Source organism: Vibrio sp. 2092, assembly GCF_033339635.1.
In the GTDB taxonomy this organism is placed as follows: domain Bacteria; phylum Pseudomonadota; class Gammaproteobacteria; order Enterobacterales; family Vibrionaceae; genus Vibrio; species Vibrio alginolyticus.
Window position 1 is genome coordinate 367,845 of sequence record NZ_JAWOUY010000002.1, and the last position, 24,996, is coordinate 392,840.

Annotated in this window: 24 protein-coding genes; 14 read left to right on the top strand and 10 right to left on the bottom strand. The window is 45.0% G+C overall.

The annotated features are described in order from the left end of the window. Positions 1–10: 10 nt before the first annotated feature. The 5 genes from cobC (at position 11) to btuD (ending at position 5,685) form a co-directional block, all read left to right on the top strand. A complete protein-coding gene (gene cobC / locus R7P80_RS05390) occupies positions 11–625 on the top strand; it encodes an alpha-ribazole phosphatase (RefSeq protein WP_225491444.1) in 615 nt (204 codons plus the stop codon). Positions 626–753: 128 nt separating this feature from the next. Then, positions 754–2,550 carry a M3 family oligoendopeptidase gene (locus R7P80_RS05395; protein ID WP_042521938.1) on the top strand — a complete coding sequence of 599 codons (1,797 nt, stop codon included), beginning with the start codon at positions 754–756 and terminating at the stop codon, positions 2,548–2,550. A 274-nt stretch (positions 2,551–2,824) separates the two neighbouring features. Further along, on the top strand, positions 2,825–3,853 hold the full coding sequence (locus tag R7P80_RS05400) for a succinylglutamate desuccinylase (RefSeq protein ID WP_225491443.1): 1,029 nt from the start codon (positions 2,825–2,827) through the stop codon (positions 3,851–3,853). Between the two features lie 82 nt (positions 3,854–3,935). Continuing rightward, a complete protein-coding gene (btuC, locus tag R7P80_RS05405; RefSeq protein WP_225491442.1) occupies positions 3,936–4,931 on the top strand; it encodes a vitamin B12 ABC transporter permease BtuC in 996 nt (331 codons plus the stop codon). Further along, positions 4,918–5,685: a vitamin B12 ABC transporter ATP-binding protein BtuD gene (gene btuD / locus R7P80_RS05410; RefSeq protein ID WP_080960060.1), complete on the top strand. Its 768-nt coding sequence runs from the start codon at positions 4,918–4,920 to the stop codon at positions 5,683–5,685. The genes btuC and btuD overlap by 14 nt, the downstream gene beginning before the upstream one ends. Before the next feature lie 69 nt (positions 5,686–5,754). Here btuD and R7P80_RS05415 read toward each other — a convergent pair whose 3' ends face one another. From R7P80_RS05415 to R7P80_RS05425, 3 genes are all read right to left on the bottom strand, one after another. After that, the gene (locus R7P80_RS05415; RefSeq protein ID WP_005377875.1) at positions 5,755–6,330 is read right to left on the bottom strand and encodes a nucleoside triphosphate pyrophosphohydrolase family protein; all 576 of its coding nucleotides are present in this window, start codon (positions 6,328–6,330) and stop codon (positions 5,755–5,757) included. A gap of 109 nt (positions 6,331–6,439) precedes the next feature. Next, entirely contained in the window at positions 6,440–7,012 is a 573-nt protein-coding gene (locus tag R7P80_RS05420; protein ID WP_025766766.1) for a DUF1415 domain-containing protein, read from the bottom strand. Between the two features lie 89 nt (positions 7,013–7,101). Beyond that, complete coding sequence (locus R7P80_RS05425; RefSeq protein ID WP_047100700.1) at positions 7,102–8,325, bottom strand: MFS transporter; 1,224 nt, start codon at positions 8,323–8,325, stop codon at positions 7,102–7,104. 106 nt (positions 8,326–8,431) lie between these two features. Here R7P80_RS05425 and R7P80_RS05430 point away from each other — a divergent pair, with 106 nt between their 5' ends. Continuing rightward, positions 8,432–9,301 (top strand): LysR family transcriptional regulator, encoded by an 870-nt coding sequence (locus tag R7P80_RS05430; protein ID WP_005389786.1) that lies wholly within the window; start codon positions 8,432–8,434, stop codon positions 9,299–9,301. Positions 9,302–9,328: 27 nt separating this feature from the next. On the opposite strand, the gene R7P80_RS05435 is transcribed toward R7P80_RS05430, so the two are convergent. Beyond that, entirely contained in the window at positions 9,329–9,559 is a 231-nt protein-coding gene (locus tag R7P80_RS05435) for a glutaredoxin family protein (RefSeq protein ID WP_005377871.1), read from the bottom strand. A 138-nt stretch (positions 9,560–9,697) separates the two neighbouring features. Here R7P80_RS05435 and R7P80_RS05440 point away from each other — a divergent pair, with 138 nt between their 5' ends. After that, entirely contained in the window at positions 9,698–10,213 is a 516-nt protein-coding gene (locus R7P80_RS05440) for a M48 family metallopeptidase (protein ID WP_047100699.1), read from the top strand. Further along, complete coding sequence (gene rlmF / locus R7P80_RS05445; RefSeq protein ID WP_170893855.1) at positions 10,200–11,327, top strand: 23S rRNA (adenine(1618)-N(6))-methyltransferase RlmF; 1,128 nt, start codon at positions 10,200–10,202, stop codon at positions 11,325–11,327. Before R7P80_RS05440 ends, rlmF begins: the two co-directional genes overlap by 14 nt. Positions 11,328–11,398: 71 nt before the next feature. On the opposite strand, the gene R7P80_RS05450 is transcribed toward rlmF, so the two are convergent. The 6 genes from R7P80_RS05450 to R7P80_RS05475 form a co-directional block, all read right to left on the bottom strand. After that, the gene (locus R7P80_RS05450) at positions 11,399–11,719 is read right to left on the bottom strand and encodes a hypothetical protein (RefSeq protein WP_052484232.1); all 321 of its coding nucleotides are present in this window, start codon (positions 11,717–11,719) and stop codon (positions 11,399–11,401) included. 70 nt (positions 11,720–11,789) lie between these two features. Continuing rightward, positions 11,790–13,385 carry a S41 family peptidase gene (locus R7P80_RS05455; RefSeq protein ID WP_042521927.1) on the bottom strand — a complete coding sequence of 532 codons (1,596 nt, stop codon included), beginning with the start codon at positions 13,383–13,385 and terminating at the stop codon, positions 11,790–11,792. 365 nt (positions 13,386–13,750) lie between these two features. Next, positions 13,751–14,515 carry a hypothetical protein gene (locus R7P80_RS05460; RefSeq protein ID WP_005377865.1) on the bottom strand — a complete coding sequence of 255 codons (765 nt, stop codon included), beginning with the start codon at positions 14,513–14,515 and terminating at the stop codon, positions 13,751–13,753. 30 nt (positions 14,516–14,545) lie between these two features. Beyond that, positions 14,546–15,220, bottom strand: a complete 675-nt coding sequence (locus R7P80_RS05465; RefSeq protein WP_047100697.1) for a GntR family transcriptional regulator — start codon at positions 15,218–15,220, stop codon at positions 14,546–14,548. A gap of 152 nt (positions 15,221–15,372) precedes the next feature. After that, positions 15,373–16,905, bottom strand: coding sequence for an aldehyde dehydrogenase (NADP(+)) (locus tag R7P80_RS05470; protein ID WP_017820890.1), 1,533 nt, complete (start codon positions 16,903–16,905; stop codon positions 15,373–15,375). A 21-nt stretch (positions 16,906–16,926) separates the two neighbouring features. Then, positions 16,927–17,928, bottom strand: coding sequence for a 4-hydroxyproline epimerase (locus tag R7P80_RS05475; protein WP_017820891.1), 1,002 nt, complete (start codon positions 17,926–17,928; stop codon positions 16,927–16,929). Positions 17,929–18,037: 109 nt separating this feature from the next. Here R7P80_RS05475 and R7P80_RS05480 point away from each other — a divergent pair, with 109 nt between their 5' ends. From R7P80_RS05480 to R7P80_RS05505, 6 genes are all read left to right on the top strand, one after another. Continuing rightward, the gene (locus tag R7P80_RS05480) at positions 18,038–19,294 is read left to right on the top strand and encodes an NAD(P)/FAD-dependent oxidoreductase (RefSeq protein ID WP_033905157.1); all 1,257 of its coding nucleotides are present in this window, start codon (positions 18,038–18,040) and stop codon (positions 19,292–19,294) included. 123 nt (positions 19,295–19,417) lie between these two features. Continuing rightward, positions 19,418–20,491: a polyamine ABC transporter substrate-binding protein gene (locus R7P80_RS05485; RefSeq protein ID WP_017820893.1), complete on the top strand. Its 1,074-nt coding sequence runs from the start codon at positions 19,418–19,420 to the stop codon at positions 20,489–20,491. Between the two features lie 86 nt (positions 20,492–20,577). Continuing rightward, complete coding sequence (locus R7P80_RS05490) at positions 20,578–21,552, top strand: ornithine cyclodeaminase family protein (protein ID WP_047100696.1); 975 nt, start codon at positions 20,578–20,580, stop codon at positions 21,550–21,552. 56 nt (positions 21,553–21,608) lie between these two features. Next, complete coding sequence (locus R7P80_RS05495) at positions 21,609–22,523, top strand: dihydrodipicolinate synthase family protein (protein ID WP_005377851.1); 915 nt, start codon at positions 21,609–21,611, stop codon at positions 22,521–22,523. A gap of 73 nt (positions 22,524–22,596) precedes the next feature. Further along, positions 22,597–23,718, top strand: a complete 1,122-nt coding sequence (locus R7P80_RS05500) for an ABC transporter ATP-binding protein (RefSeq protein WP_005377849.1) — start codon at positions 22,597–22,599, stop codon at positions 23,716–23,718. Then, positions 23,715–24,995, top strand: a complete 1,281-nt coding sequence (locus tag R7P80_RS05505; protein WP_225491441.1) for an ABC transporter permease — start codon at positions 23,715–23,717, stop codon at positions 24,993–24,995. The genes R7P80_RS05500 and R7P80_RS05505 overlap by 4 nt, the downstream gene beginning before the upstream one ends. Position 24,996 lies beyond the last annotated feature (1 nt).

Genomic DNA, 24,996 nt, shown 5'->3' on the forward strand with positions numbered 1-24,996 from the left:
ATGGAACAAAATGAAAACACTCAATATCTATCTTGTGCGTCATGGAAAAGTAGACGCTCCACCAGGACTCCATGGCCAAACAGATGTAAAAGTTACGCCTGCTGATCAAGAGAGTATTGCTCGGGCTTGGGCCGAGAGTGGACGAGGTGTGGGTGGAATAATTTCTTCTCCGCTTTCACGCTGTCAAGAACTGGCAAACATCATTGCTGAACAGCAATTATTACCAGTAATGACGGATGAATCTTTACAAGAGATGGCATTTGGTGATTTTGATGGTATGCCTTTTGATCTGCTCACTGAGCAGTGGAAAAAGCTAGATGCTTTTTGGCAATCGCCAGCACAACATACGTTGCCGAATGCTGAGAGCTTAAGCACATTTTCTGAGCGCATATGTCGCGTTTGGTCTCAAATCATCAACGATATCAATGACAATCTCCTTATCGTCACGCATGGTGGCGTCATTCGTATGATTCTTGCTCATGTATTGGAGTTAGATTGGCGTAACCCAAAGTGGTATTCGACGTTGTCGATAGGAAACGCTTCTGTCACGCATATAACAATTACTATAGATGAGCAAATTTACGCCTCGGTGCGTTCGATTGGCGTACCTCTTTTAACTCGTTAATTTATAAATATTAAAATGCCCAGAACGATATTGCTTACGGGCATAGTCACGGAAGATGTCAGTGGAAGCCCATCTGCTAGGTGCAGGAAGCGAAAATTGACTCAGTTACATAAAAAGGAAATATAGAAATGACAACGCCGAGTTGGGATTTGTCCATCGTTTATAACGACCTTTCTGACCCACGAATTCAAGACGATATTGCTCTTGTGGAACAATGTATTGATCTTTTGAATAAACAATCAGCAGATTGTGGCAACGTAGAGATCATGCAAAATGCGATTTTAACCAATGAAGCCGCGAGTCGTTTAGCGGGCACAGTTGCAAATTTTGCGAGTTGTTATGCTTCTGTTGATGCAACAAACGCCGAAGCGAAATCGTTACTTGGTAAAATGACCCGCATCTTTTCGGAGCTTTCCCAAGCGTTCAGTCCCTTTGATTTGACATTAACTCATGCCGACGAAGAGTTTATCTTGCGCGTGTTAGACCATGAGAATCCTGATATCAGTGGGCAAGCTTTTTCTATCTTGAATTCTAGAAAGTTGGCGGATACTCGTCTTAGCAACGCAGAAGAACAGTTACTGGCTGCGATGAGTGTGGATGGCAAATCGGCTTGGGGTAACCTATACGATAACCTGACTGGCTCATTGAAAGTGAAGCTTGAGTACACAGATGGTAATAGTGAAGAGCTTGGGTTTTCTCAAGCGGCAAGCATTCTTTATGGTTCTGAATTCGAGCGTCAAGAAGCCGCGTGGCGAGGCGTACAAGATGCAATGCAAACGCACCAAGAATCATTCGCTGCGATTTTGAATGCGTTAGCAGGATGGCGCTTAACTGAAAACAAAAAGCGTTCTACGAAGCGTGAAGTTCACTTCCTAGAGCCGAGTTTGCATGGTAGCCGAATCCAAGCTGAAACTTTAAATGCGATGATGACAGTCGCCAAAGACAGTCGAGCTATTGGTCAGAAAGCAGGTTTATTGATGGCGCAAGTACATGGTCTGGATGAGATGAAACCTTGGAATCATCTGGCGGCTATGCCTGCTTTGAGCGGTGAAGCGAAGGTTTACGACTTTGATGAAGCGATTGAGGTTATTTGTGAAGCATTTGAAACAGTAAACCCTGAGATGTCGGAATTTGTCCGTTTGATGGTACAAAATGGTTGGATTGATGCCGCGCCAAATGCTAACAAGCGTCTTGGCGCATACTGCACCAAACTGCCAGCAACGCGAACACCACTTGTGTTTATGACTTGGAGTGGCAGCCGGTCAGACCTTATGACTCTGGCACATGAACTTGGCCATGCGTTCCATAACTGGGTTATTCGTGATTTGCCACTTTGCCAAACTTACTACCCAATGACGTTAGCAGAAACCGCCTCTATCTTTGCAGAAAACATCGTTCGTGATCATTTGATTTCGAAAGCTGAGAGCGTTGATGAAAAGCTCGAGATGTTGTGGGAAGAGTTGTCATCTGCGCTAGCTTTAATGATCAACATTCCGGTTCGCTACGAGTTTGAAAAATCGTTTTATGAACGCCGCCAGGATGGAGAGTTAACCGCAGATGAATTCTGTGAGTTGATGTCAGAAACTTGGAAAGAATGGTATGGCGACGTAATGAGCGAACCGGATCCGTACTTCTGGGCAAGCAAGCTGCACTTTTCTATTGATAGCGTGAGCTTTTATAACTACCCATACCTATTTGGTTTCTTGTTTAGCAAGGGTATCTATGCACAGCGAGAAACCAAAGGCGAAGCGTTTTACACCGATTACATCAATTTGCTGCGCGATACAGGCTGCATGATGGCGGAAGATGTCGTCGAAAAGCATCTGTCGATGGATTTAACCCAGCCAACGTTTTGGCAGCAGAGTGTTGAGCTAGTGCGTGAAAAAGTCGATGAGTTTGAGCGTTTGCTCGCACAGCGCGGCTAAGTTTTTCGCATTGTTGATGCATAATCTGCTTTATAGCTACAAAAATTTGATCAAATCATAATGATCTTAATCAGGGCTGTGGTAAAGTTCACAGCCCTAACACTTTGTAATTGTTTAAAAATTAAACGCCTCAATGCTTGATTTGAGTGCCTGGCGCGAAAAGGCATCGGATTTTCGAGGGAAATAGTGATTTCTACTCATAAGTGAGATCGCAGCAACAAAAATCCTTTGTACAATTTATTAACATACCCGCCGTGCTATTAAGGAGTAACGCATGACGAAGTCTCTCTTTCGCCAATCGTTTTTAACTGACACGTTAGATGTTCATATTAATGTTGCACCAGCGGAGCAGGTGCTTTCTAACGGTGTAAAACTTAAACTCTATCAGCGTGGTGTATTAGAAGTAATCCCTGCGAATTATACTCAGGATACGAAGAACATCATCATCTCTTGTGGGGTTCACGGAGATGAAACCGCACCGATGGAGCTGGTGGATTCCATTATTCAAGACATAGAATCTGGGTTCCAGACGGTCGATACCCGTTGTCTGTTCATTATCGCTCACCCAGAATCCACTCTGGCGCACACGCGATTCCTTGAAGAAAACCTCAACCGTCTGTTTGACGAAAAAGAACACAAGCAGACAAAAGAGCTTGTCATCGCCGATACGCTTAAGCTGCTTGTTCGAGATTTTTATCAGGATACCGACCCGACAACACGCTGGCACCTTGATTTACACTGCGCGATTAGAGGCTCGAAGCACTATACGTTTGCAGTAAGTCCTAAGACTCGTCATCCTGTGCGCAGCAAGGCATTGATCGATTTCTTGGACAGTGCGCACATTGAAGCTGTGCTCCTGTCAAACTCACCATCGAGCACGTTTAGCTGGTACAGTGCCGAGAACTTTGGTGCGCAGGCTCTGACGATGGAGCTTGGACGTGTGGCTCGTATTGGTGAAAATGACCTCGACAAATTGACTGCGTTTGATTTGTCTTTACGTAATTTGATTGCGGAAACGAAGCCAGAACACCTACCAAAACCATGCATTAAATATCGAGTAAGTCGCACAATCGTTCGCTTGAACGAAGATTTTGACTTTATGTTCGACGACAATGTTGAAAACTTCACTTCATTTGTTCACGGCGAAGTGTTTGGTCATGATGGCGACAAACCATTAATGGCGAAGAATGAAAACGAAGCGATTGTCTTCCCGAACCGCCACGTCGCGATAGGTCAACGTGCAGCTCTGATGGTTTGTGAAGTGAAAACCCGTTTTGAAGAGGGTGAGTTGGTTTACGATTAATCCAACATTGCTTTGAGAAGTTAATTGCAATTTACCGAGGCTTAACTGTAAGGTTAAGCCTCGTTTGTTTTTATCGGCCGCTATGGATTTTCAACAACTTATCCTGAACAAGGAACGACGCTGGCAACGTAACCTGATGGTTATGTCGATCGTGCTCGCTGTATTCTCTGCCATCCACTTGATGGTCGGAGAAATTTTCCTTTCTCCTTTTCAATCTTTATCTGCATTTGAACATAAGCTACTGGTGGACTTGCGTTTACCGAGGTTGGTGTCTGCGGCAATTATTGGTGCTGCGTTAGCGGTATCTGGCGCGACGTTACAAGTGTTGCTTGGGAACGTGTTGGCTGAACCAGGCGTACTCGGTATCTCTGGTGGTGCAAGCTTAGCAATGGTCTTAATCATGTTCGCGTCACCTGTTCTTCCTACCCCGATTGTTTTTATGTTGGCAGCGATTGCAGGCTCGATGTTATTCACGTTTGTTTTGGTGGCGATAGCAAGGGCAATGCACCTGACGACGGCTCGATTGCTTTTGGTTGGTGTCGCATTGGGTATTTTATCGAGCGCGATTGTGACGTGGGCATTTTACTTCAGTGATGATCTCAGCTTACGCCAACTGATGTATTGGTTAATGGGCAGCATTGGCGGTGCGAGTTGGTATCAACATACCGTTACCTTGGTGATGTTACCAGTGCTTACCTGGTTGTGCTGTAAAGGCAAGTCGCTTGATAAATTGATGCTGGGTGAGATTCATGCGACCCAATTGGGTGTCGACGTGCATCAAATGCGTTGGAAATTGATCCTCGCCATTTCTATTTTGGTGGGTAGTTCAGTCGCTTTGGGTGGCATCATCAGTTTTGTTGGTTTGGTGGTCCCGCACTTGTTGCGTTTGGCTTTTGGTACGGAAAACCGTTATTTATTGCCACTTTCTGCAATATCTGGTGCTGCGTTGCTTGTATTTGCTGACATCGGCGCAAGACTGTTATTGGACTCCGCAGAGTTACCTTTAGGTGTCATGACAACATCGATTGGCGCACCTATTTTCATCTGGATGCTGGTGAAGAGTCATGATGCACGTTAAACATATGTCGGTTGGTAGTCGATTATTGCCTCTTTCTTTTGAATGCAAAGCTGGCGAAATCGTACATATCGTTGGGCCTAATGGTTCCGGTAAGAGTACTTTATTGGCTGCGATTTCTGGTACGTTAAGTCACCGAGACGGTATGAGTGGTGAAGTGTACGTGGGCAACAAAAACTTGCTTACTTTACCGTTGTCAGAGCAAGCTCATGTTCGAGGTTATTTGTGTCAGCAATCGCGCCCAGCGTTTAATGTTGATGTGTTTCAGTATCTAGCCCTATCTCTGCCGAGTGGCGCTGAGATTGCGGATATCAAAGTGCGTGATGCCGTCAATATGGTGGTGGAGCTGGTACAACTGCAAGATAAGCTTCATCGCAGTATTCAAACATTATCCGGTGGTGAGTGGCAGCGTGTCCGATTAGCAGGTGTATGTTTGCAGGTGTGGCGTACCATTAATCCTTTTTCGCAGTTTTTAATTTTGGATGAGCCAGCAGCACCGTTAGATATTGCGCAAGAGGGTCTGCTCTATCAATTGATTAACGCTATGGCGGCGCAGGGGATTGGAGTATTAGTTGCTAATCACGATCTCAATCGCACATTAAAGCACGCAGATAAAGTATTGCTGCTTAACAACGGTGTGCTGCACTCATCAGGAAATGCCGATACTGTGCTAACGGAAGAAGCTCTCGGGGAAGTGTTCAATACTCAAGTCAAAAAGGTCATCGTAGATGAGCAACCTTATTTAATCTTTGATTAGTATTTAGGGACAACAAAAAACGACCTACTTGAGGTCGTTTTTTTTAATCGAGATAGCCAAACTCAACGCTTATTGAGTTAACGGTTTTAGATCTGCTGGGCGGTAGTAAACAGATTTGAGTACTTTGCCTTTACGAATGGTTTTACCTTCCGATACGAAATCTTCGGCGCATTTCGCGATGATGTATTCACCTTTCTGCACCGCCATCAACTTGATGCCTTGTTCCGCGTAGAATGCTTCTGTTTCTGAGTACTCTTGCTCGTTACGGCATACTTTGCTCATGTTGCTTGAATGGACTTCATCCCAGCAAGGAATAAATTCGATACCACGGTTTACCGCAACGTTTAATAGAAGATCAATTAAGTAGCTGATCGCCAGGTTGTCTTCTACTTTGCTGTGGCCAAGATGAACGAGACGGCCCATTAATACATACACGCTGTCTACGATGGCATCTGCTTGCTCAGTTTTACAATCTGCTTCTGCCAGCTCTGTTAGCTCTTCGATCGCCAAAGAGGTGTGTAGTGTGTCTGCTTGCGTATCAAGGCTTGCAGCGTCTGCGACTGGTAAGTCGAACGTACTACGGAACTCGGTGATATCACGGTATAAGTGATCAAAAATCTCTTGGGTTAGCTTTGACAGTTGCATTCTAATTTCCATTGAATCGATTGAAGCGGCAATGATACCAAACCGCACTTTGAACCCCAAGGGCATTGCATCTAACTGGTGATAAATCTGCCTTTGGGAATGGTGGTGCTTAACGAAATAGGTAAGGGAACAGCTTTTTACGTTCTTCCTCTGAAAGGGCGGAAACACGAGCGATGTTCGTATCGGGAATGGATTCAGGATCAGGATAGTGTTTTAGTACCTTTTCCATACTCTCTTCGCGAATCAAATGGAAGATCGGGTAAGGAGAACGATTGGTTAGGTTTTCGTCGTCTTCAGGCCTTGCGCCGCCAAAACAGTAATCAGGATGGAAAGTCGCTACTTGGAAAACACCTTCCCAGTTTTGCTGCTTAATTAATCCTTCAACCCAATCTATGCAAAAGTTGTAGTCCCAGAAATCTTGTAGCATGTTGGGAACCACAACCAACGTGGTCTCAAGTTGTTCGGGTTCTGTGTTACTCAGCTCAATCAGCTGCAATAAAATATCTTCTAGAAGCGCTTCTTCTTGAGTCGCTTCACTAACAAAGATTTTGATTTGTTTATTACGTTGCGGCTTGGCAGCAAATGGACAAAGGTTGAGACCGATTACTACATCGTTGAGCCATTGATCGACCTGTTGAGTGATCGCTTCGATATCTGTGTTTTGTGTTGAACGCGTTGACATACGACTTTCTGGTTTTTATTAAAGTAGCGCAAGCATAGCAGAGTTGGTTATCCAAGTAACCAGAGAGGTATTACGCAAATGAGCGTACCTTAGCTACTCTTTAAACTCGCAGCGTCAGGTGTTTGGTCAGTATGCTTTCTTTCGGCAATGTGTTTCAAATACGCAATTGCAGCAAACATCGCTAGGTAGACTGCGCTTCCTCCCATAAGAACACTCGACCAACCACCATGTTGCCAACAATAAAGAAGTAAGAATCCTCCTAAGCTACCGCCTACGTAGTAGTGTACTAAGTAGAGCGCTGTCGCGGTGGCTTTGGCGCGAGTGGCGTTCTGACCGACCCAACCGTAGGCGAGGGTATGAGTAAAGAAGGCACCAAAACTTATCAGCAACAACCCAAATAGCATTGCAGTCAAGCTTTCAACCGCCGCAATCCACATCCCCGCCATGCTCACTATCGCGCCTAAGAACATACCGAGGATTGATGAATAACGTTTACTCCAGTGGCCTGCGCAACGAGAGGAGAAAGTCCCTCCCAAGTAACAAATAAAGATCAGTGAGGCCAACCCGACGGGCACATTGTGAGGTTCACTCACCAGACGGAAACCCATGACGGAGTAAAGGTTGACGAACAAAGCAAAGTTGAGTCCTCCTATCAGCATTGCGAACCACACGCGTTGGTTTTTAAAATGACCAATAAGCGCACGATTTTGATGGCGCAAGCTGCTTGATGACGGGGTGAAGTTGCGCTGTGTTGGCAATAAATAGTGAACGCCAATGACACCAAGAAGAGTGAACACCATCATAACTTCAATGGCGACATCAACACTGAAATTGTCCGCCAATAAGCCGCCGCTAATACGCCCTGCAATACCGCCTAATGAGTTAGCCGCAATGTACGTTCCAATTGCCATCGAGAAAGCGTGCTTGTCGAGCTCTTCTGCCATGTAAGCCACGGCGACTGCAGCAAAAGCTGCGAGCGCGACACCGATCAGTGCTCGACATACCACCAAAAACAGAAATGAGTCACCAAATAGCATCAAAGCGGAAAGGGTAGGAATCGAAAACAGACCAGCCATCATGACTGGCTTTCTTCCCACTGATTCTGACAACACAGCCATTGGAACGAGGCTAAAAGAGAGAGCGAGTGTTGAGGCCGCAAATAACCAGTTCACTTGCGTTTCTGAGATCGTGAAAATTTGAGCAAAAGTGGGCAGCATTGGCTGTAGTAGGTATAAATTTGAAAAAACCAAGAAGGAACCAAGCGCTAGCGAGAGCGTAATGCGTTTGTATTCCGGTGTGCCAAAACTGACCATGAATCCTGCCTAATGTGAGCAAATGGAGAGACTGTGATCAATCTATCAGTTCGTTATAAATTAAAAAAATATATTAAAAATATGGACACCATATATTTTTGATCTAATGGAATCGAAACAACTTAAACATTTTCTGGCGGTCGCTGAACACGGAAACATTACCCATGCGGCGAAAGCCCTGCATATTGCCCAGCCCGCATTAAGCATTTCTATCAAAAAGTTTGAGCAGTCTTTGGGCGTTACCCTATTTCGCCGTGATGATAAAAAAATCAGCTTAACGAAAGAGGGCGAAACGTTATTTGTACATGCTAAGCGGGTGATTCAACAGTTGCACGACGCGCAGCTCGCGATTGATGAGTTGAAAGGTTTAGCGAAAGGCGAAGTAAGACTAGGGACGCCATCAATGATGGGCAGTTATTTCTTTCCACGAATTGTGATGGCGTTTAAAAGCCAATTCCCTGAGTTAAAATTGACCTTGGTCGAAGCTGGAACTCAATCGATTCGTCGTATGCTGCTCAATGGTCAACTCGATATTGGTGTGATCAGTTGTGATAATGTGCCTGATGATCTAGAAACTGACCATTTGTTTACTAGCCAAATGGTCGCAGTTGTTTCACCTGAGCATGAGTTAGCCCAGCGACACGCTCTTACTTTTGATGAGTTCTTTGAACACGATTTGGTTATGTTTCAGCATGGCTATTTTCACCGCGAATTTTTGGATCAGGTGAGTGAGGAGCATGGGTTTACCATGAAGTCATCATTCGAGACCAACTTACTGCCTTTGATTTTGAGTATTGTAAAACAAGAGTTTGCGATTACCGCGTTACTGGAATTGGTGACTCAACATGAGTCGGGCGTTGTTGGCTTACCGTTTGAACCACCAGTGACGCTGGATCTGGCACTTGCTTGGCGCAAGCAGGGGTATTTATCAATAGCAGATCGAACGTTTATCGACTTTATCAAGCGCTACGTTTAAACGCAGCGCAGATTCATCGTCCGAGCACTAGTCGCCTTTGTACATCTTCTCGAAGTTCTTTGGGTTCCAGCCAATCATTACCCGATCACCAATTTTTAAAACTGGCACTGAACGAGCACCAAGCGCATCAAGTTCTTTGCGACCGCGTTGCATCTTAGCATTGCACAAACGATAGTTAATATTTTTCGAATCCAGATAACGTTGAGCATCTTTGCAGTGAGGGCATTTGTCTTTGACGTAAAGGACGACACGTTTCATTGAGTTTCTCTCCATTATCATTGGGAGGCGAAGTTTAACGGCCTTTCACCATAAATGAAAGGCGAAAGCTAAGGTGAAACTGTCCTTTATCTCAGGTATATTGAGCGCCTTTATTTTGTCATAACAGACGTTAACTCTATGCATCCGTCACTTCGATACATTCAAGGCTACCCACAAAACATCGTAGAGCAGGTGAGCTCATTGATAGCGAGTGGCAAGTTTGTTCCTTGGTTCGAAAAGCGTTATCCCGATAGGCACCAAATCAAAAGCGAAAGGGCGCTCTATGAGTACGCCATGGCAATCAAAAATCGCTACATGAAGAAAGCCGCGCCAATCAGTAAAGTTGTCTACGATAAGAAAATTCACGCGGTAAACAATGCGCTTGGTTTGCACAGTGTAATCAGTAGAAACCATGGTGGTAAGCTTAAGTCGAAAAACGAGATTCGCATTGCCAATGTATTTAAAGATGCGCCCGAGCCACTATTAAGAATGCTGGTGGTACATGAGTTGGCACATACTCGTGAGAAAAACCACGACAAGGCGTTCTATCAGTTATGTTGCTGCATGGAGCCTGAGTATCACCAACTCGAATTTGATGCTCGTTTGTTTATGATTTACCTCGATTTAAAAGCGAATTTGAATGAAGAACAATAATCACAACGCGAAGCAAGCAAAGCCAAAGGCTTCAAAGGCGGCTCAGAATACAGACGCGAATAAAGCCAAGCCGAAGCGTGTTAAAGACAAAGTTGCGCGCAAATCCTCGCAGCCTGCAGGAAAGAGCGAAGTCGAGTTCATAAAAATAGCGAAGAATGGTTTGCATGAGCGTAATGTTCATCGAGGTCGTTACGATTTTAAAAAACTCGTGGAAAGTGAACCACAGTTAAAGCCATTCGTTATCAAAAATCCGAAAGGGGAAGACTCCATAAACTTCTCTGATCCTAATGCTGTTAAAATGCTCAATAAAGCATTGCTTGCTGCGTATTATGGTATCGAGTTCTGGGACATTCCCGACACCTACCTTTGCCCACCGATTCCGGGCCGCGCTGATTACATTCACCGAGTGGCAGAACTACTTGATGGTGAAGTAAAAGGTCAGTACGCGCACCAAAAAGTGAAAGCGTTGGACATTGGCGTGGGAGCAAACTGTATTTATCCGATTGTTGGTGTAACAAAATACGGTTGGCACTATACGGGCAGCGATGTCGATCCAAAATCCATCCAATCGGCTCAAACGATCGTAGAGCACAATCGTGTTTTGACGGGAAAAATTGCACTGGTACAGCAATACAATGATGCCAATATTTATCGAGGTATCATTCAACCGAATGATCGTTATGATGTGACGACATGTAATCCGCCATTCCACCGTTCGGCGGAAGATGCCGCTATGGGCAGCCAGCGTAAAATCGATAATCTAAAAGCAAACCAGCGCAAGAAAGGGCTAAAACCTCAAACCGCACAAGTAAAGACAAGTAAACCTGCGTTGAATTTTGGCGGTCAAAACGCTGAATTGTGGTGTGAAGGCGGAGAAGCGGCGTTTATCCGAAAAATGGCGAATGAAAGCCAAGCTTTTGCCGCGCAGGTCTTGTGGTTTACAACACTTATATCCAAAAAAGACAACGTTCGCCCGATGCGTAAGCAGCTTGAAAAATTGGGTGTGAAAGCCGTTCGTGTGGTTGAAATGAGTCAAGGGCAGAAAGTGAGCCGCTTTGTAGCTTGGTCATACATGGATAAGCAACAGCGCAGAGCATGGATTGAACTCAAGTAACGTTGACCGTTTCACACTGAACAATAAAGTAGGAAGCCCGCTGATATCAGCGGGCTTCTATTTTGGGAGATCTAAAACTTAATGATGGGCTCACAATCTAGTGAACTGAGAGAGACAAAAGTATCTGTTTTGGCATAGTACAAGCCACAGGTTTCACCTCTTATCTGCAACGTATATTGGTCTGGAAGATCCGCATAGCTGCCATCCAACAGTTGATTGTTGTTCCCTTTTACTCGTCCTTTTTCAATCAACAAATGCGGTGAGGATTCAAATACGTTATTTGCGATTCTAGGTGCTGGTGTCCCTTGGATTTCTGCGATCGCGTTTTGAATCTCTATGACTGTTTCCGGAGAGTTCTTTTTACTCAATGCTTCAACGGGTTCTTGTGACATAGCTTGGCATCCTATCAAAGAAATCGAAGTGCCTAAGAAAAGCGCAACCCGAATCAGCATTCGTAAAAAGTTAGTTGATCTCAACATGAATTGCCTCTGTTCGTAGCGGAGAGCGAAGATCGCTTAACTCCGGAGATGAAATGTTACGCGGCATGGCGTTGAAACTTGAAGGGGATACTGGCGGACAGGTTCCAGTTTCCATGTAGTTTAGTGCCGCAGAAAGCATACCTTCAGATGGATCGCCTAATGGTTTTGTTAGGTCGTCATTGACCCAGCAACCTTCCACTCTATTGTCTAAGCCTAGCTCGGTATTGATTTGGCTCTTTGGAGTAGGAATAAAACCATCAGCGAAGTCGCCAAATTTTTTCTCGTTCGCCGACTTGAACTGAATAGTGTAGTACATAGTGCCGCAGTTTTGTTCTGGTGAGAACCCGTACGGTTTACCTGTGGTTGTTGAACCTATTTGGATAACCTCCACATCAATGCCGCGCAAAGCGTTGATTAGCAGTTCACTTGAGGAAGCCGTGCCTCCTGAAGTCAGCACATATACGCGCTTTTTGTTCAGTGTCGGAAGCACTTGATCCGAATATTTCTGTGCTGCCCAGTCTATTGCTAGATTCGTAAAGCGATAGATGTTATCCCCATCTTTAATGGTACGCATCACTTTGTCATTATGAATCAACTCACTGAAGACTCGGTTCTGACCAGCACCGCTTAGCATGTAGCCTACTTGCGAGGACTGAAGGACTAAGCCACCGCCGTTGTAACGTAAATCAACGACGATCTCGTCAACATTCTCTGCTGAGAGCGTACTGAACGCCTCAATAAGCGGGGCTTGAGCGCTTGGTTCAAAGGAGTTGTATTGCAGATAGCCGATCCGCATACCATTTTGTGTAATCACTTTGGCATTTTTAACTGGAGAGGTCATGACATCAGAGGCGGTAAGCGTCACGGTTTTCTCTAGACCGCCAACACTCTCAAATGTGAAGGTGTAATCTTGATTGATGTCAGGGTTAAAGAGCGTTTTATTAATAAAATCAATGTCGGACTGACTACCGGTGTTAACCACATCAATATTATTGATTTTCAGAAGCTTATCACCACGAGCAATGCCGCTTCTATCAGCTGGCGAGGCTTCTTCAGTGTAGGAAATACGAACGTCTCGAGGTTGTACGCCACGTAGGAATGCCCAGTTAAAACCAAATCCAGCAACTAAACCGGATTGCGATGATTTCATATCATCCTCATAAGGGACGGTAAAATGGAAGCGATCTTTTGGTTTACCCGTCGCGGTAGTAGCAGAGGTGACCAGCGTATTGAAGTAATCAGTAACAGTTTTGTAGTTTGCTGGATTATTATCAGGAACCTCGTCATACCATAGATACGTTTCGTTAGTAAAAGCTCTTAAAAAGAGTTTTTCGTGTAATGCAGAGCCCAATTTATCTGGATAGGCGGCATAGTTGTCATATGGGTCCAGTCCGACGCGGGGCGTTTCACATTGGTTGATAAACGTTTTCGACGGTTGGCTAAAATCATGAACTTTCCACGTTGGACCGTTTGCACTGCTAGTGGACGGAGTAGGTGATGAGCTATCACCGCCACCACCGCCACAGCCTTGTAATAATGCGAGAGTGACTGCCGTTGCTAAAGAATACTTAAATTTCACTTTTCTATGTCCTTATAAATAATAGAATTATAATTATGTGTTTTGCTTTTGTTTTTATTAGCTAGGTGAATGTATTAATTTAATTTGTTCGTCTGCAAATTTATAGTTAAATAGTGTGAGGTAAATAACGTAAAAAAGTTGTCTTTTATACTTAAGCTAAATTAGTCATTACTTAAGTTTTCTGTCTATTTCAAAAGAGCTAACAAGACAATTAATAAGTGTGAAATTAAGACAAGTTCTTAGTTGACTAAGCGACGCTTGCTAAATAAAAAATCAGAATTAGATTCAGGAAACGCTTTGAATCAATAGTTTGGTAGGGATATATGGTGTTATCTCGGGGGTGTTTGATTTATTTATCTGATGCTTTAACTTAATTTAGTGAGTTGAGCGACGTGCTTTAATAAGCTTCCGTCAATGTTAGGTAAATCATCAGCGAAAAATATCTGAGCACCGGGAGTGCAGCGCATTAATATATTTGTTAGTTCACCTTCATTGTTGGAAGTGTTAACTGCGTTAAGTTTCGCTAATTTATTACAAAGCTCGTCCTCTATTTGCACTTTCTGCTCTTCGGTGAGCCTAATGCGACCTATACATACGCCTGGGTTGATATCATGAGAAAGCGAATCTTGTTGAAATCGCTCTTTGAATAAGGTGTCTAATGCCGTACCTTCTTCCATAATAAATCGACGACCAGAACGGTAAAACAAGCCGTCTCCGAAGTTTTCGACATATCCTAGAATTTCCGCGATACGCAAATAGAATCGTAAGCTTGTATCAGAAAGTCCGTAAGTTTGGGCTATCTCTTGCGGTTTAATATCACGAGAAGTCAGCATATAAATAAAATCAAGTAAATAAGGATGCTCAACGAAAAGGGCGCTCTCTTCATCTGTTAGCATTTGCTCGTTTTGGTGCTGAAGCTCGTTGGCTAAGGTTGCGAGTTCGATGAGATCGGTATTCAGGTAGTTCAGATAAATAAGTACTTTATCCAAACCTAAAGCTGGATTATGTAGGTGGCGTTTAATACTAGATAAAGGGATGCCACTTTTCTCTGACAAGGAATTGTAGCAAAGCCCTTCTTCTTTAATCTTTTGTCGTAGCGCTGCAAGTAAAAACTTTGGTCCAACATTCATCCTTGAATATCACCTTATTCGTTATTCCGTTTACTGGCTGATATTTTGCCTTTCAAGCAGCAGGTTTCGAATCGCTGTGCCTGCTTCTAGAATGTGCTTTTTCAGTAGGTACTTGGCGCCTTCGATATCGCGATTTTGGCACATTTCAAACAAGCTTAAGTGCTCTTCTTCTGCCTTTTTAATGCCTGTAGTAAACAATAGCTGCATGCGTATGTATCGGTCACACTTTGTGTTCAGGTTGTAAATGACGTCCATAGTTTCAGGCATGTTGGCTGGCGCATATAGGGCTTTGTGGAAATCGTAGTTGTAGTTGCTCCATTCTTCTACTTCGTCGCCACTGTTCACTACTGACTCGAAACGTTCGCGAACTTCGCGCGCGCGTTCAAGGTCAGCGTCTGTCATATTTTGAATCGCGCGCTCTAAAATGTGGCATTCCACGACAGCGCGCAGTTCAAATAGCTCATTGATTTTCTCTGGAGATAGCTCAGTGACCGTCGCACCTTTGTGAGGTTCAAAGCTAACGAGTCCTTGTGCTTCCAATTGAACTAACGCTTCACGCACAGGAATTCGGCTAACATTAAACTCTTTTGCTAACGCATCTTGACGTAAAGGTTGACCAGTTTTTAACTCGCCCTTCAAGATCTGAGTTCGAATTGCTTCCTCAACGAGCTGAGTACGCGTTTTAAAAACAGGTTTCTGTGACATTGAAGTCTCCCGTGAAATTAATATTGTATCCAATCCATTTTACTTTAGTAGTTTATTGTTTTTCTGGCACAAACCAACTAGGAAAGAAGGTTTTGAGAAGTAGAGTGAAATAAAAGGCATCAGTTGATGCCTTTTTGAGCCATTTGGTGATTTTATTGGGACACACTGCCATCTATGGCGCGTTGAATACCCAGTGGGTTCGACGCTTTTAATGAATCCGGCAATAAAGATTCTGGTAAAGCTTGATAAGCGACGGGACGCAACCAACGATGAATAGCCTCTGCCCCGACAGATGTTGAGGCAGAATTGGTTGAAGCCGGATAGGGTCCACCATGAACCATAGCGTAACCAACCTCGACGCCAGTTGGCCAACCGTTGAATACAAGGCGTCCGGCGATTTCTTCCAAACTTGGAAGCAGTTGCTTGGCTTGTTCTTCGTCTTCAGCGGTAGCGTGAAGGGTTGCGGTGAGCGAGCCAGTCAGTGAATCACTCAGTTTCAACATGTCATCGAAATCTTCACAGATTACGATCAACGATTGAGGACCGAATATTTCTTCTTCCCATTGCGGGTTTTTACGCCAGTTTTTACTGTCCGTCACGAACAGTGCTGGTGCGACATTGGTCACTTCTGCTTGTTCAGAACGAGTTACGTTAATGCCTGTTTCGGAAGCTCGCTTATCCACTTCGGATTCATACGTTTCTCGGATTCCTTGCGTTAGCAAAGTGGCCGTTGATTGTTGTCGAATTAACCCTTGAGCGATTTCGATAAAGGCTTGCGTTTCTGGGCTATTCAAGACAAATACAACGCCTGGTTTTGTACAAAATTGTCCACAGCCCAAAGTCATAGAAGCCACAAACTCTTCAGCCAATGAGGCGTTTGCTCGTATGGCTGAAGGGAGAATAAATGTTGGATTAATCGCCCCTAGTTCACCATAGAAGGGGATTGGCTCTGGTCTTTGCTGAGCTAGATTGAACAGCGCACGGCCACCACCGACGGAACCTGTAAACCCAACCCCTTTAATTTTTGGATGGGTAACGAGTGCTTGGCCAAGTGCGCGTTTGTTGCCTTGCAATAGCGTGAAGATGGCTTGCGGTAAGCACTCTTTCTCAAGTGCAGCCTCAATACACTCTGCAACAAGTTGACTGGTGCCAGGGTGGGCGGTATGGCCTTTTACAATCACAGGACAGCCAGCTGCCAGTGCCGAAGCCGTATCACCACCTGCCGTAGAAAATGCGAGCGGAAAATTAGACGCACCAAACACGGCGACAGGGCCAATTGCGATTTGCTGACGACGAATATCTGGTTTCGGCAGTGGTTGACGGTCTGGGTTTGGCGTATCGAAAATTGCTTGATGGTGATTACCCGAGCTCACAACCTCGGCAAATAGTCTTAATTGGCTCGCTGTACGTCCTATTTCACCGCTTAAACGTGCTTCGGGAAGGGCAGTTTCTAAATGAGCACGAGCAACGATTTCTTCACTCTTCACTTCCAATTCAGAGGCGATAGAGCAAAGTAAGCTCGCTCGCTTTGCATTGCTTAGTTGGCGAAACTCACGCGCAACGTTTTGGGCGGCTGAGGCGGCTTGATTAACTTCTTGCTCTCCATGTACCGGAAACGCAATAGGTAGAGGCTCACCAGTAAAGGCGTTGACTGCGTAAAAAGTGGTTGGTTCTTGTGGGTTCATCATTCTTCCTTACTATCCTTATTACTTCACTTCAAATCCGTACGCATATGGGTCTTCATCGTCTACCCATATTGTGTTGTGACCGTATACTTGTGCCCATCCTTCAATACTTGGCAAAATAGCGGCTTTGCCATTCACTTCGGTAATGCCTTCTATACGTCCTTGAAATAGGCTGCCGATGATACTTTCGTGAATAAAGTCTTCTCCTTGATTGAGTTTGCCTCTTGCATGCCATTGCGCCATGCGTGCACTAGTACCCGTACCACATGGCGAGCGATCCAACGCTTTGTCGCCGTAAAACACAGCATTTCGAGCGGTGGCGTTTTCTTGAGTGGGCTCTCCGGTCCATAGCACGTGAGAAACACCGCATACTGTTGGATCTTCTGGATGTACGCACTCAACCGCTCGAGATACCGCTTCGCGAACTTTTGGTGAAAGCATCAAAATTTCATCTGGAGAGTAGTGTTCAAGTCCGGCATAGTTTTCTTGAGGATCGACGATTACGTAATAGTTTCCGCCATAAGCAACATCGACAGTGAGCTCACCTAAGCCCTCTATGTCCACGGTTACGTCTTGGTGGGCAAGGTAAGCTGGTACGTTAAATATCCTCACTGACGTGACCTTGTCACCTTTTGTTTGGTAGTGCACTTCGATTTGTCCTGCTGGGACATCAAGTATCAAACGGCCTTCTTTTTTGGGAGTGATAAGGCGATTCTCGATAGCGGTAGTGACGGTTCCAATGGTGCCGTGGCCACACATTGGTAAGCAGCCACTGGTTTCAATAAACAGAATTGAAGCGTCTGCGTTATCGCTGCAAGGAGGCAAGACAACTGACCCCGACATCATTGAGTGTCCGCGAGGCTCAAACATGAGTGCCTGACGAATCCAATCATAATGCTCAAGAAAGTATTGGCGCTTTTCGCTCATGGTATTGCCTTCGAGTGGAGGCACACCGCCTGCGACCAGCCTAACTGGGTTGCCGCAGGTGTGGGCATCAATACAGAAAAAAGTTCCTTGTCTCATTTTTCGCTCCTTGCTGAAAAAATGGTTGAATTAAACAATAGTGATGTTAACGTAATGTAAAATATATTGTATACAATCTACGTTTTCAAGTGTGACTCGGAGCATATTTATGTTGGTCAAGGATGAAACAAAAAAGGAAAGGATCGCCGTGATAGGTGCGGGGATTATTGGCTTATCAATTGGATTGAAGTTGCAGCAGCAAGGTTATCAAGTCACAATTTTTGATCCCAATGGCGTGGGGAATGGATGCTCTAAGGGAAATGCAGGTCATATCGCGACTGAGCAAATCTTCCCTCTTGCAACGCCAGCGCTGCTTCCACAATTACCTAAAATGCTGCTAGATCCCAAAAGTCCGGTTTCGATCCGTTGGCAAGATATTCCAAGCACTATCGGGTGGATGATTCGTTTTCTATTACAAACAAAGCCATCAGCCGCGGAGCAGGCAAAAAACGCGATTAAAACTCTTAACGAGCGGTCAGTGGCAAGTTGGCGTGGCGTGCTTGATTCAATCGGAAAAGCGCATCTAATAAAAATGAATGGTTCATTGCTCACTTTTGAAAACGAGAAACTGTTTAAAGACTACCAAAGTACGCTTAACTCACTGGCCAAAAACGGTGTGGCGTATCAAGTTTGGACGCAAGAGGCGATTCGAAAGCGGATACCTGATCTCAGCCATAAGGTTCGTGTCGGCGTCTTTTTTCCCGATACAGGACATACGCTAGACCCTTATCAGATCTGTGTTGAGCTAAGTGAAGCTTTTGAAGCTCTTGGCGGTAAGATTTTACAAAAAGGTGTATCTGCGTTGGAGAAAAATGGTGATGTGTTGGTTGAGTCTCAAACACATTCATTTGACCGAATCATTGTTGCCGCTGGTGTACATTCTAAGCCTTTGATATGGCAGCTAACCGGAGTCAAAGTGCCTATTCAAGCCGAGCGTGGTTATCACCTAATGGTGGATGACAAGCGTGATGTACTGCCATTTCCTATTAGCTCTGCCGATAGAAAATTCATCATGACTCCGATGTCTGGCGGGCTACGCTTGGCAGGCACTGTTGAGTATGCCGATGTAGAATCACCACCCAATATGAAACGTTCAGAAATGCTTTTTCAGTTAGGTGATGAGATGTTTGAATCGGAGTTAAATCCACTCAAGCAAGGAGAAAAGTGGATGGGTAATCGGCCTTCAACAGTCGACTCGTTACCGGTTATTGATAGCATTTGGGATGGAAATGTATTACTGGCATTTGGCCACCAACACCTTGGATTAACTCAAGCGGCGATTACGGCAGATCTCCTTTTAGAGCTTATCGAAGGAAAGCCGACATCGATTGATCTATCACCTTTTTCATTACAACGATTCGCCTGAAAAATTTAATATTAAATATTGTATAAAATATATTAAATGCTAATGTTAACTTAATTTTAACAAAAATGGTGTCCAACAGCCGTACTCGGATGCCTCCAGAAAAACAACCAAAAGGAGTAAAACATGTCACGAATGACCAAAGCACCATTGGCGCTGTTGATTTCAGGAATGCTGTTGGGGGCCTCTGCTTATGCTGAAGACAAATTGACGGTCGTATCTTGGGGTGGTGCATTCACCAAGAGCCAAGTGGAGGCATATCATAAGCCTTTCATTAAAAAAACAGGTGTTGAGATCGTATCCGAGGATTTCAGCGGCGGATTAGCTGAAATTAAAGCACAGGTGGAAGCGAACAACGTGCGCTGGGATTTGGTTTCTCTCGACAAGCCAGACATTGTTCGTGGTTGCGCCGAAGGGTTACTAGAACCAGTGAACCCAAGTATTTTGCCTCCGGGCGCAGATGGAACACCAGCACAAGAGGATTTTATTGATGGTGCGATTCACGAGTGCGCAATCAATACCATCGTAGTGTCCACTGTATTAGCGGTGAACGAAGACGCGTTTAAAGGTAAGGCTTTGCCAAGCAAGTTGACCGATCTTTTTGACCTAAAAACTTTTCCAGGTCGACGTGCATTGCAAAAACAACCTCAGGGCAATCTTGAGTGGGCACTATTGGCTGATGGTGTAAAGCCAGAAGAGGTCTACAGCCTGCTCGAAACCGAAGCGGGGCGTGAGCGTGCTTTTGCTAAGTTGGATACGATCAAATCAGAAGTACTGTGGTGGACAACAGGTGCCCAGCCACCTCAAATGCTTGCAGACAAAGAAGTGGTGATCGCCTCGGCGTTTAACGGCCGAATCCACAATGCCCGTAAGGATGAAGGTCAACCATTTCGGATTATATGGGACCGTCAAATGGGTTACATGAATGGATGGGCGATACCTAAAGGGAGTGAGAACACAAAGCTTGCATTGGACTTCATTGCTTTTTCTTCAGGAACAAAACCATTAGCTGATCAAGCTAAGTACGTTGCCTATGGGCCTACGCGTAAGTCGTCTTCGGCGGAGGTGAACCCAGACATTTTAGCGAACCTTCCTACCGCACCTCAAAACTTCCAAACCGCCTTCCTGATTAACGATGAATGGTGGTCAGACTACGCGGATGAACTCAATGAAGAGTTCAATACCTGGCTGCTTAACTAGGCGTTAATTTGTGTGTGGGGTCGAGTTTTCATCCATAAGCGAGGTTCCGTACTTTCCTCAACTGTATTTATGTTTTCGGAGAAATGATGAAAGTCATCGAAGCACAGCAAGTCGCGCAATGTTTAACAATGAAGTCTCTTATTGAAACGATGCGTGAAATGTACTCGCGGCCAGCAACAATACCTCAACGCCGAGTCATGCCCTTAGAAGAGGGAGAATACGAGGCGTTTGCGCTACTTCCAGCTTGGAACCAGGAGTTGATTGCGGTGAAAGCCTTTACGTATTTCCCGCATAACCCTGAGCAAGGCAAAGATACGCTTGCATCTAAGCTGCTTGTTTTTAGACGAAACGATGGTGAGCCGCTCGCACTCGTGGACGGTAAAGTTTTAACGTTTTGGCGCACCGCCGCAGCTTCTGCGTTGGCAGCGGACTATTTGGCGCGTCCCGATGCTGATCGTCTGTTGATCTGCGGAACGGGCAATCTTGCGCCTTATTTTGCGTGGGCATACGCTGCGGTTCGCCCACTTAAGCAGGTTTATATTTGGGGGCGTAACTCAGATAAAGCCGAGGCGACGGTAGATGCCATTGTGTCATCTTCAGAGTATCAGTCGCTTCCTGATGAGCGTCGGTTTCGCGTTTCAGTCGTAGAAAAAATGGACCACGTTATCAAACACGTTGACATCATCAGCTGTATTACTGCATCAGCAGAGCCTTTGTTTAATGGCGCAGACGTGCAGCCGGGCACCCATATTGATTTGGTCGGTAATCATGACTTGGACAAGCGTGAATGTGACTCCGAAGCAGTGCAACGAGCACAGGTGTATGTTGATAGCCGTATTAATGTATTAGCCGAAGCGGGCGATCTTCTCATTCCAATTCAAGAGGGCGTATTCACGTCAGACGATATCAAAGGGGAATTACCGCAGCTTTGCGCCCAACAAATCTCAGGACGTCAAAACGATGAGGTCATTACTTTATACAAATCAGTTGGCAGTGCTTTGGCTGATTTGGCCGCTGTAAAGGCGGTGTTGTTAGAAAATGGCATAGATAGCCATGTCTGAGCATTTTCGCTCGTTCATTTAAATTGCATACAATATACATATAAGGAAAGTAGTTCATGAAAATTGATTGGAAAGGTGTTTATCCGGCGGTCAGTACGCAATTTCGTCAAGATCAGTCAATTGACTTAGACGCAACGCAAACCGTTATAGACAACCAGATTAAAGATGGTGTGAATGGCATTATCTGCTTGGGTACTGTCGGTGAGAACTGCGCGTTGTACCCGGAGGAGAAACGCCAGGTTTTGCAAGCGGCAAAAGAAGTCGTAAATGGCCGTGTGCCTTTGATTGCTGGTACAGCAGAGTCTATTACCACAGCAGCTGTTGATTACATGCAGGATGCGTACAAAATTGGTATCGATGGTTGTATGGTGATGCCTGCCATGGTTTACCGCACGTCTGAGAGCGAAACGTTCGAATATTACCGCACGCTAGCAGAAGCAACGCCAGAAATGCCAATCATGATTTACAACAACCCGGTTGCTTATGGTGTCGATGTAAACCTCGATATCATGGCGAAACTGGCTGAGTTTGAAAGTATTGTAGCTATCAAAGAGTCGACCACTGATACTCGTCGTATCACCGAGCTTTACAATAAATTTGATGACCGCTTTACCGTGTTCAGTGGTGTTGATGACATCGCTCTTGAATCATTGATGCTAGGTGCGACCGGCTGGATTTCTGGTTTAACCAACGCATTCCCAGAAGAGTCCGTTGCGATTTATAAACTGGCAAGCCAAGGTCGTTATGCTGAAGCGTTAGAGATCTACCGTTGGTTCTTACCCCTACTGCGTTTAGACACCATTCCTACGCTGGTTCAGTGCATAAAATTGGCCGAGCAAGTCTGCGGACGTGGCTCTGAACAAGTTCGTGCGCCACGCCAACTCTTACAAGGTGAAGAGCGTCAACAAGTCATTCAAATGGTTGAACATGCGTTAGAAACCCGCTTAGACCTATCCAAATACAATCTGTAATTGTGCTGTTTAGTAGAGCGTTAACTGACGCTCTACTCATTCGTAATATTCAAAAAATGAGAAGAGGGAAGTCATGAGCACGGAAAACAAGGACTATGTCAGCTTTCAACACGTTAAGAAAACCTACGATGGCACGAATTTGGTGGTGAAAGACTTCAACTTAGATATTACTCCTGGAGAGTTCGTTACTATGTTGGGGCCGTCAGGATCGGGCAAGACCACTTGCTTGATGATGCTAGCAGGCTTTGAAACTGCGACCGGTGGAGACATTTATATCGATGGCGTTCCTGTCAATCATCTCGCGCCGCACAAGCGCGATATTGGTATGGTGTTTCAAAACTATGCGTTGTTTCCACATATGACCATTGCTGAGAATCTTGCGTTTCCTTTAAAGGTGCGAAAACTCGACAGTGACACGATTCAAAGCAAAGTTCAGAGTGTATTAGAAATGGTCGAGCTTGAGCATGTTGCGACTCGATACCCGAAGCAGTTATCAGGTGGTCAACAACAGCGTGTTGCGTTAGCGCGAGCATTAGTGTTTGAGCCTAAACTCGTGTTGATGGATGAACCACTAGGCGCGTTAGATAAGCAGCTGCGTGAGCAAATGCAGATGGAAATTAAACATTTGCATGAAAAGCTTGGCATTACCATTTTGTATGTGACGCACGATCAAGACGAAGCTCTCACTATGTCCGACCGTATTGCGGTTTTTAATCACGGCGAAGTGCAACAACTCGCGACACCAACCGAGCTTTATGAATCTCCGAGTAATACGTTTGTTGCGCAGTTTATCGGAGAAAACAACCAACTCTCAGGTTTAGTCAAAGAGTGGAACGGAAAGTATTGCCAAGTGCTCGTTGGGAAAGAGTTATTTACTGCGAAACCTGTCAGAGTCTCTGAGCAAGGGCAGAGAACAACACTTTCCATTCGACCAGAAAAGATTGTTATTCAACCAGAGAAAGCGTCTTGTGAGAACCAAGTCTCGGGCGTCCTACGAGAATTGATTTATCACGGTGATCATTATCGTCTGGTCGTCGAAGTAGAGAGCGTTGGTCACTTCATCGTTAAAGTACCTAACGATAATCGTAAACACTTGCAGTTAACGCCTGGCTCAATTTGTCGTATTGGTTGGCAAAGTGACGATTGCCATGCTCTTGATGGGACACAAACTCAAAGTAGCGAGGTAGCAGCATGAGTCGAGAGCTAACCGCATTAGATTCTGTATTGGAAATCGAACGCCAAGTTCATGAGCAAGAAACCAATTTGAAAGCGCAGTTGCAAAAGGCCGAGCGCCGAAAAAAGCTTCGCTCCATTATGCTCACAACGCCATTGGTGTGTTTTATTCTGCTTACGTTTGCTTTTCCTATCCTCGACATGCTTTATCGAAGCGTGGATAACCGAGAAATATCCCTGTCACTACCACAAACTATTCAAGCCTTAGAAAGTTGGGATTATCAAGGTCAGCCTCATCAAGAAGTCATTGAGGCATTCTCTGTTGAAGTACTTGCGCTTTATCAAAGCAAAGAGCTGCCGAAAATAGCCAACCGGATGAATATTGAAGAGTCTGGTATGCGCAGTTTACTCATGAAAACCGGCAGAAAGTTGTCTCGTTTGACGTCGCTGCCGAGCTCGGTGACACAGTTGGCTAAGCTGGATAAGCGATGGACTAATCCTAAATATTGGGCGGCGTTTAAGAATCTTAGTGGCGCATTAACATTCAGTCACTATCTTGCAGCGCTAGACTTGCAAGTGAATGAGTTTGGAGACATTGAGCCCCAACCAGAAAAACGCCAAATATACGTCGACCTTTTCTTTAAAACTTTTTGGATGTCTATTTCAATCACCTTAATTTGTTTGGTGATGGCGTACCCCGTTGCTTACCTGCTTGCCAATTTACCTGATAAGCGCGCGAACTTACTTTTAATTATTGTGCTGCTGCCATTTTGGACATCATTGTTAGTCAGAACCACGTCTTGGATTGTTCTGCTGCAAAACCAAGGGGTCATTAATGATCTCCTTATTTGGTCGGGTTTTACTTCTGAGCGAATTCAGATGATTCACAATACCTTCGGAACGGTGGTGTCTATGGTGCACATTCTGTTGCCTTTTATGATCCTGCCTCTGTATAGCGTAATGAAAGGAATTAGCCCAACTTATTTCCGTGCCGCTCGTTCTCTAGGCGCGACGCCTTTCATTGCGTTCATCAAAGTTTATATGCCGCTTACGTTACCGGGGATAGGTGCGGGGGCCTTGCTTACTTTCATTCTTTCTATTGGCTTCTACATTACGCCCGCTTTGGTTGGTGGAAGAAGCGGACAGATGATCTCCAATATGATTGCCTATCATATGCAGACATCACTGAACTGGGGGATGGCTGGCGCATTGGGTGGACTGCTTTTGTTCGTTGTACTGGTTCTGTTTTATATGTTCAACCGTGTGCTTGGCATTAACAACCTTAAGGTAGGGGGATAAC

Excerpts from the sequence above, each read along its gene's own strand:
- R7P80_RS05415 (WP_005377875.1), bottom strand. The coding sequence starts at position 6,330 with ATGCAACTGTCAAAGCTAACCCAAGAGATTTTTGATCACTTATACCGT.
- R7P80_RS05475 (WP_017820891.1), bottom strand. The coding sequence starts at position 17,928 with ATGAGACAAGGAACTTTTTTCTGTATTGATGCCCACACCTGCGGCAAC.
- R7P80_RS05460 (WP_005377865.1), bottom strand. The coding sequence starts at position 14,515 with ATGAATGTTGGACCAAAGTTTTTACTTGCAGCGCTACGACAAAAGATT.
- R7P80_RS05465 (WP_047100697.1), bottom strand. The coding sequence starts at position 15,220 with ATGTCACAGAAACCTGTTTTTAAAACGCGTACTCAGCTCGTTGAGGAA.
- R7P80_RS05420 (WP_025766766.1), bottom strand. The coding sequence starts at position 7,012 with ATGTCAACGCGTTCAACACAAAACACAGATATCGAAGCGATCACTCAA.
- R7P80_RS05485 (WP_017820893.1), top strand. The coding sequence starts at position 19,418 with ATGTCACGAATGACCAAAGCACCATTGGCGCTGTTGATTTCAGGAATG.
- R7P80_RS05495 (WP_005377851.1), top strand. The coding sequence starts at position 21,609 with ATGAAAATTGATTGGAAAGGTGTTTATCCGGCGGTCAGTACGCAATTT.
- R7P80_RS05470 (WP_017820890.1), bottom strand. The coding sequence starts at position 16,905 with ATGAACCCACAAGAACCAACCACTTTTTACGCAGTCAACGCCTTTACT.
- btuC (WP_225491442.1), top strand. The coding sequence starts at position 3,936 with ATGGATTTTCAACAACTTATCCTGAACAAGGAACGACGCTGGCAACGT.
- R7P80_RS05480 (WP_033905157.1), top strand. The coding sequence starts at position 18,038 with ATGTTGGTCAAGGATGAAACAAAAAAGGAAAGGATCGCCGTGATAGGT.
- R7P80_RS05400 (WP_225491443.1), top strand. The coding sequence starts at position 2,825 with ATGACGAAGTCTCTCTTTCGCCAATCGTTTTTAACTGACACGTTAGAT.
- R7P80_RS05500 (WP_005377849.1), top strand. The coding sequence starts at position 22,597 with ATGAGCACGGAAAACAAGGACTATGTCAGCTTTCAACACGTTAAGAAA.
- R7P80_RS05425 (WP_047100700.1), bottom strand. The coding sequence starts at position 8,325 with ATGGTCAGTTTTGGCACACCGGAATACAAACGCATTACGCTCTCGCTA.
- R7P80_RS05440 (WP_047100699.1), top strand. The coding sequence starts at position 9,698 with ATGCATCCGTCACTTCGATACATTCAAGGCTACCCACAAAACATCGTA.
- cobC (WP_225491444.1), top strand. The coding sequence starts at position 11 with ATGAAAACACTCAATATCTATCTTGTGCGTCATGGAAAAGTAGACGCT.
- R7P80_RS05430 (WP_005389786.1), top strand. The coding sequence starts at position 8,432 with ATGGAATCGAAACAACTTAAACATTTTCTGGCGGTCGCTGAACACGGA.
- R7P80_RS05450 (WP_052484232.1), bottom strand. The coding sequence starts at position 11,719 with ATGTCACAAGAACCCGTTGAAGCATTGAGTAAAAAGAACTCTCCGGAA.
- R7P80_RS05435 (WP_005377871.1), bottom strand. The coding sequence starts at position 9,559 with ATGAAACGTGTCGTCCTTTACGTCAAAGACAAATGCCCTCACTGCAAA.
- btuD (WP_080960060.1), top strand. The coding sequence starts at position 4,918 with ATGATGCACGTTAAACATATGTCGGTTGGTAGTCGATTATTGCCTCTT.
- R7P80_RS05505 (WP_225491441.1), top strand. The coding sequence starts at position 23,715 with ATGAGTCGAGAGCTAACCGCATTAGATTCTGTATTGGAAATCGAACGC.
- R7P80_RS05490 (WP_047100696.1), top strand. The coding sequence starts at position 20,578 with ATGAAAGTCATCGAAGCACAGCAAGTCGCGCAATGTTTAACAATGAAG.
- R7P80_RS05395 (WP_042521938.1), top strand. The coding sequence starts at position 754 with ATGACAACGCCGAGTTGGGATTTGTCCATCGTTTATAACGACCTTTCT.
- rlmF (WP_170893855.1), top strand. The coding sequence starts at position 10,200 with ATGAAGAACAATAATCACAACGCGAAGCAAGCAAAGCCAAAGGCTTCA.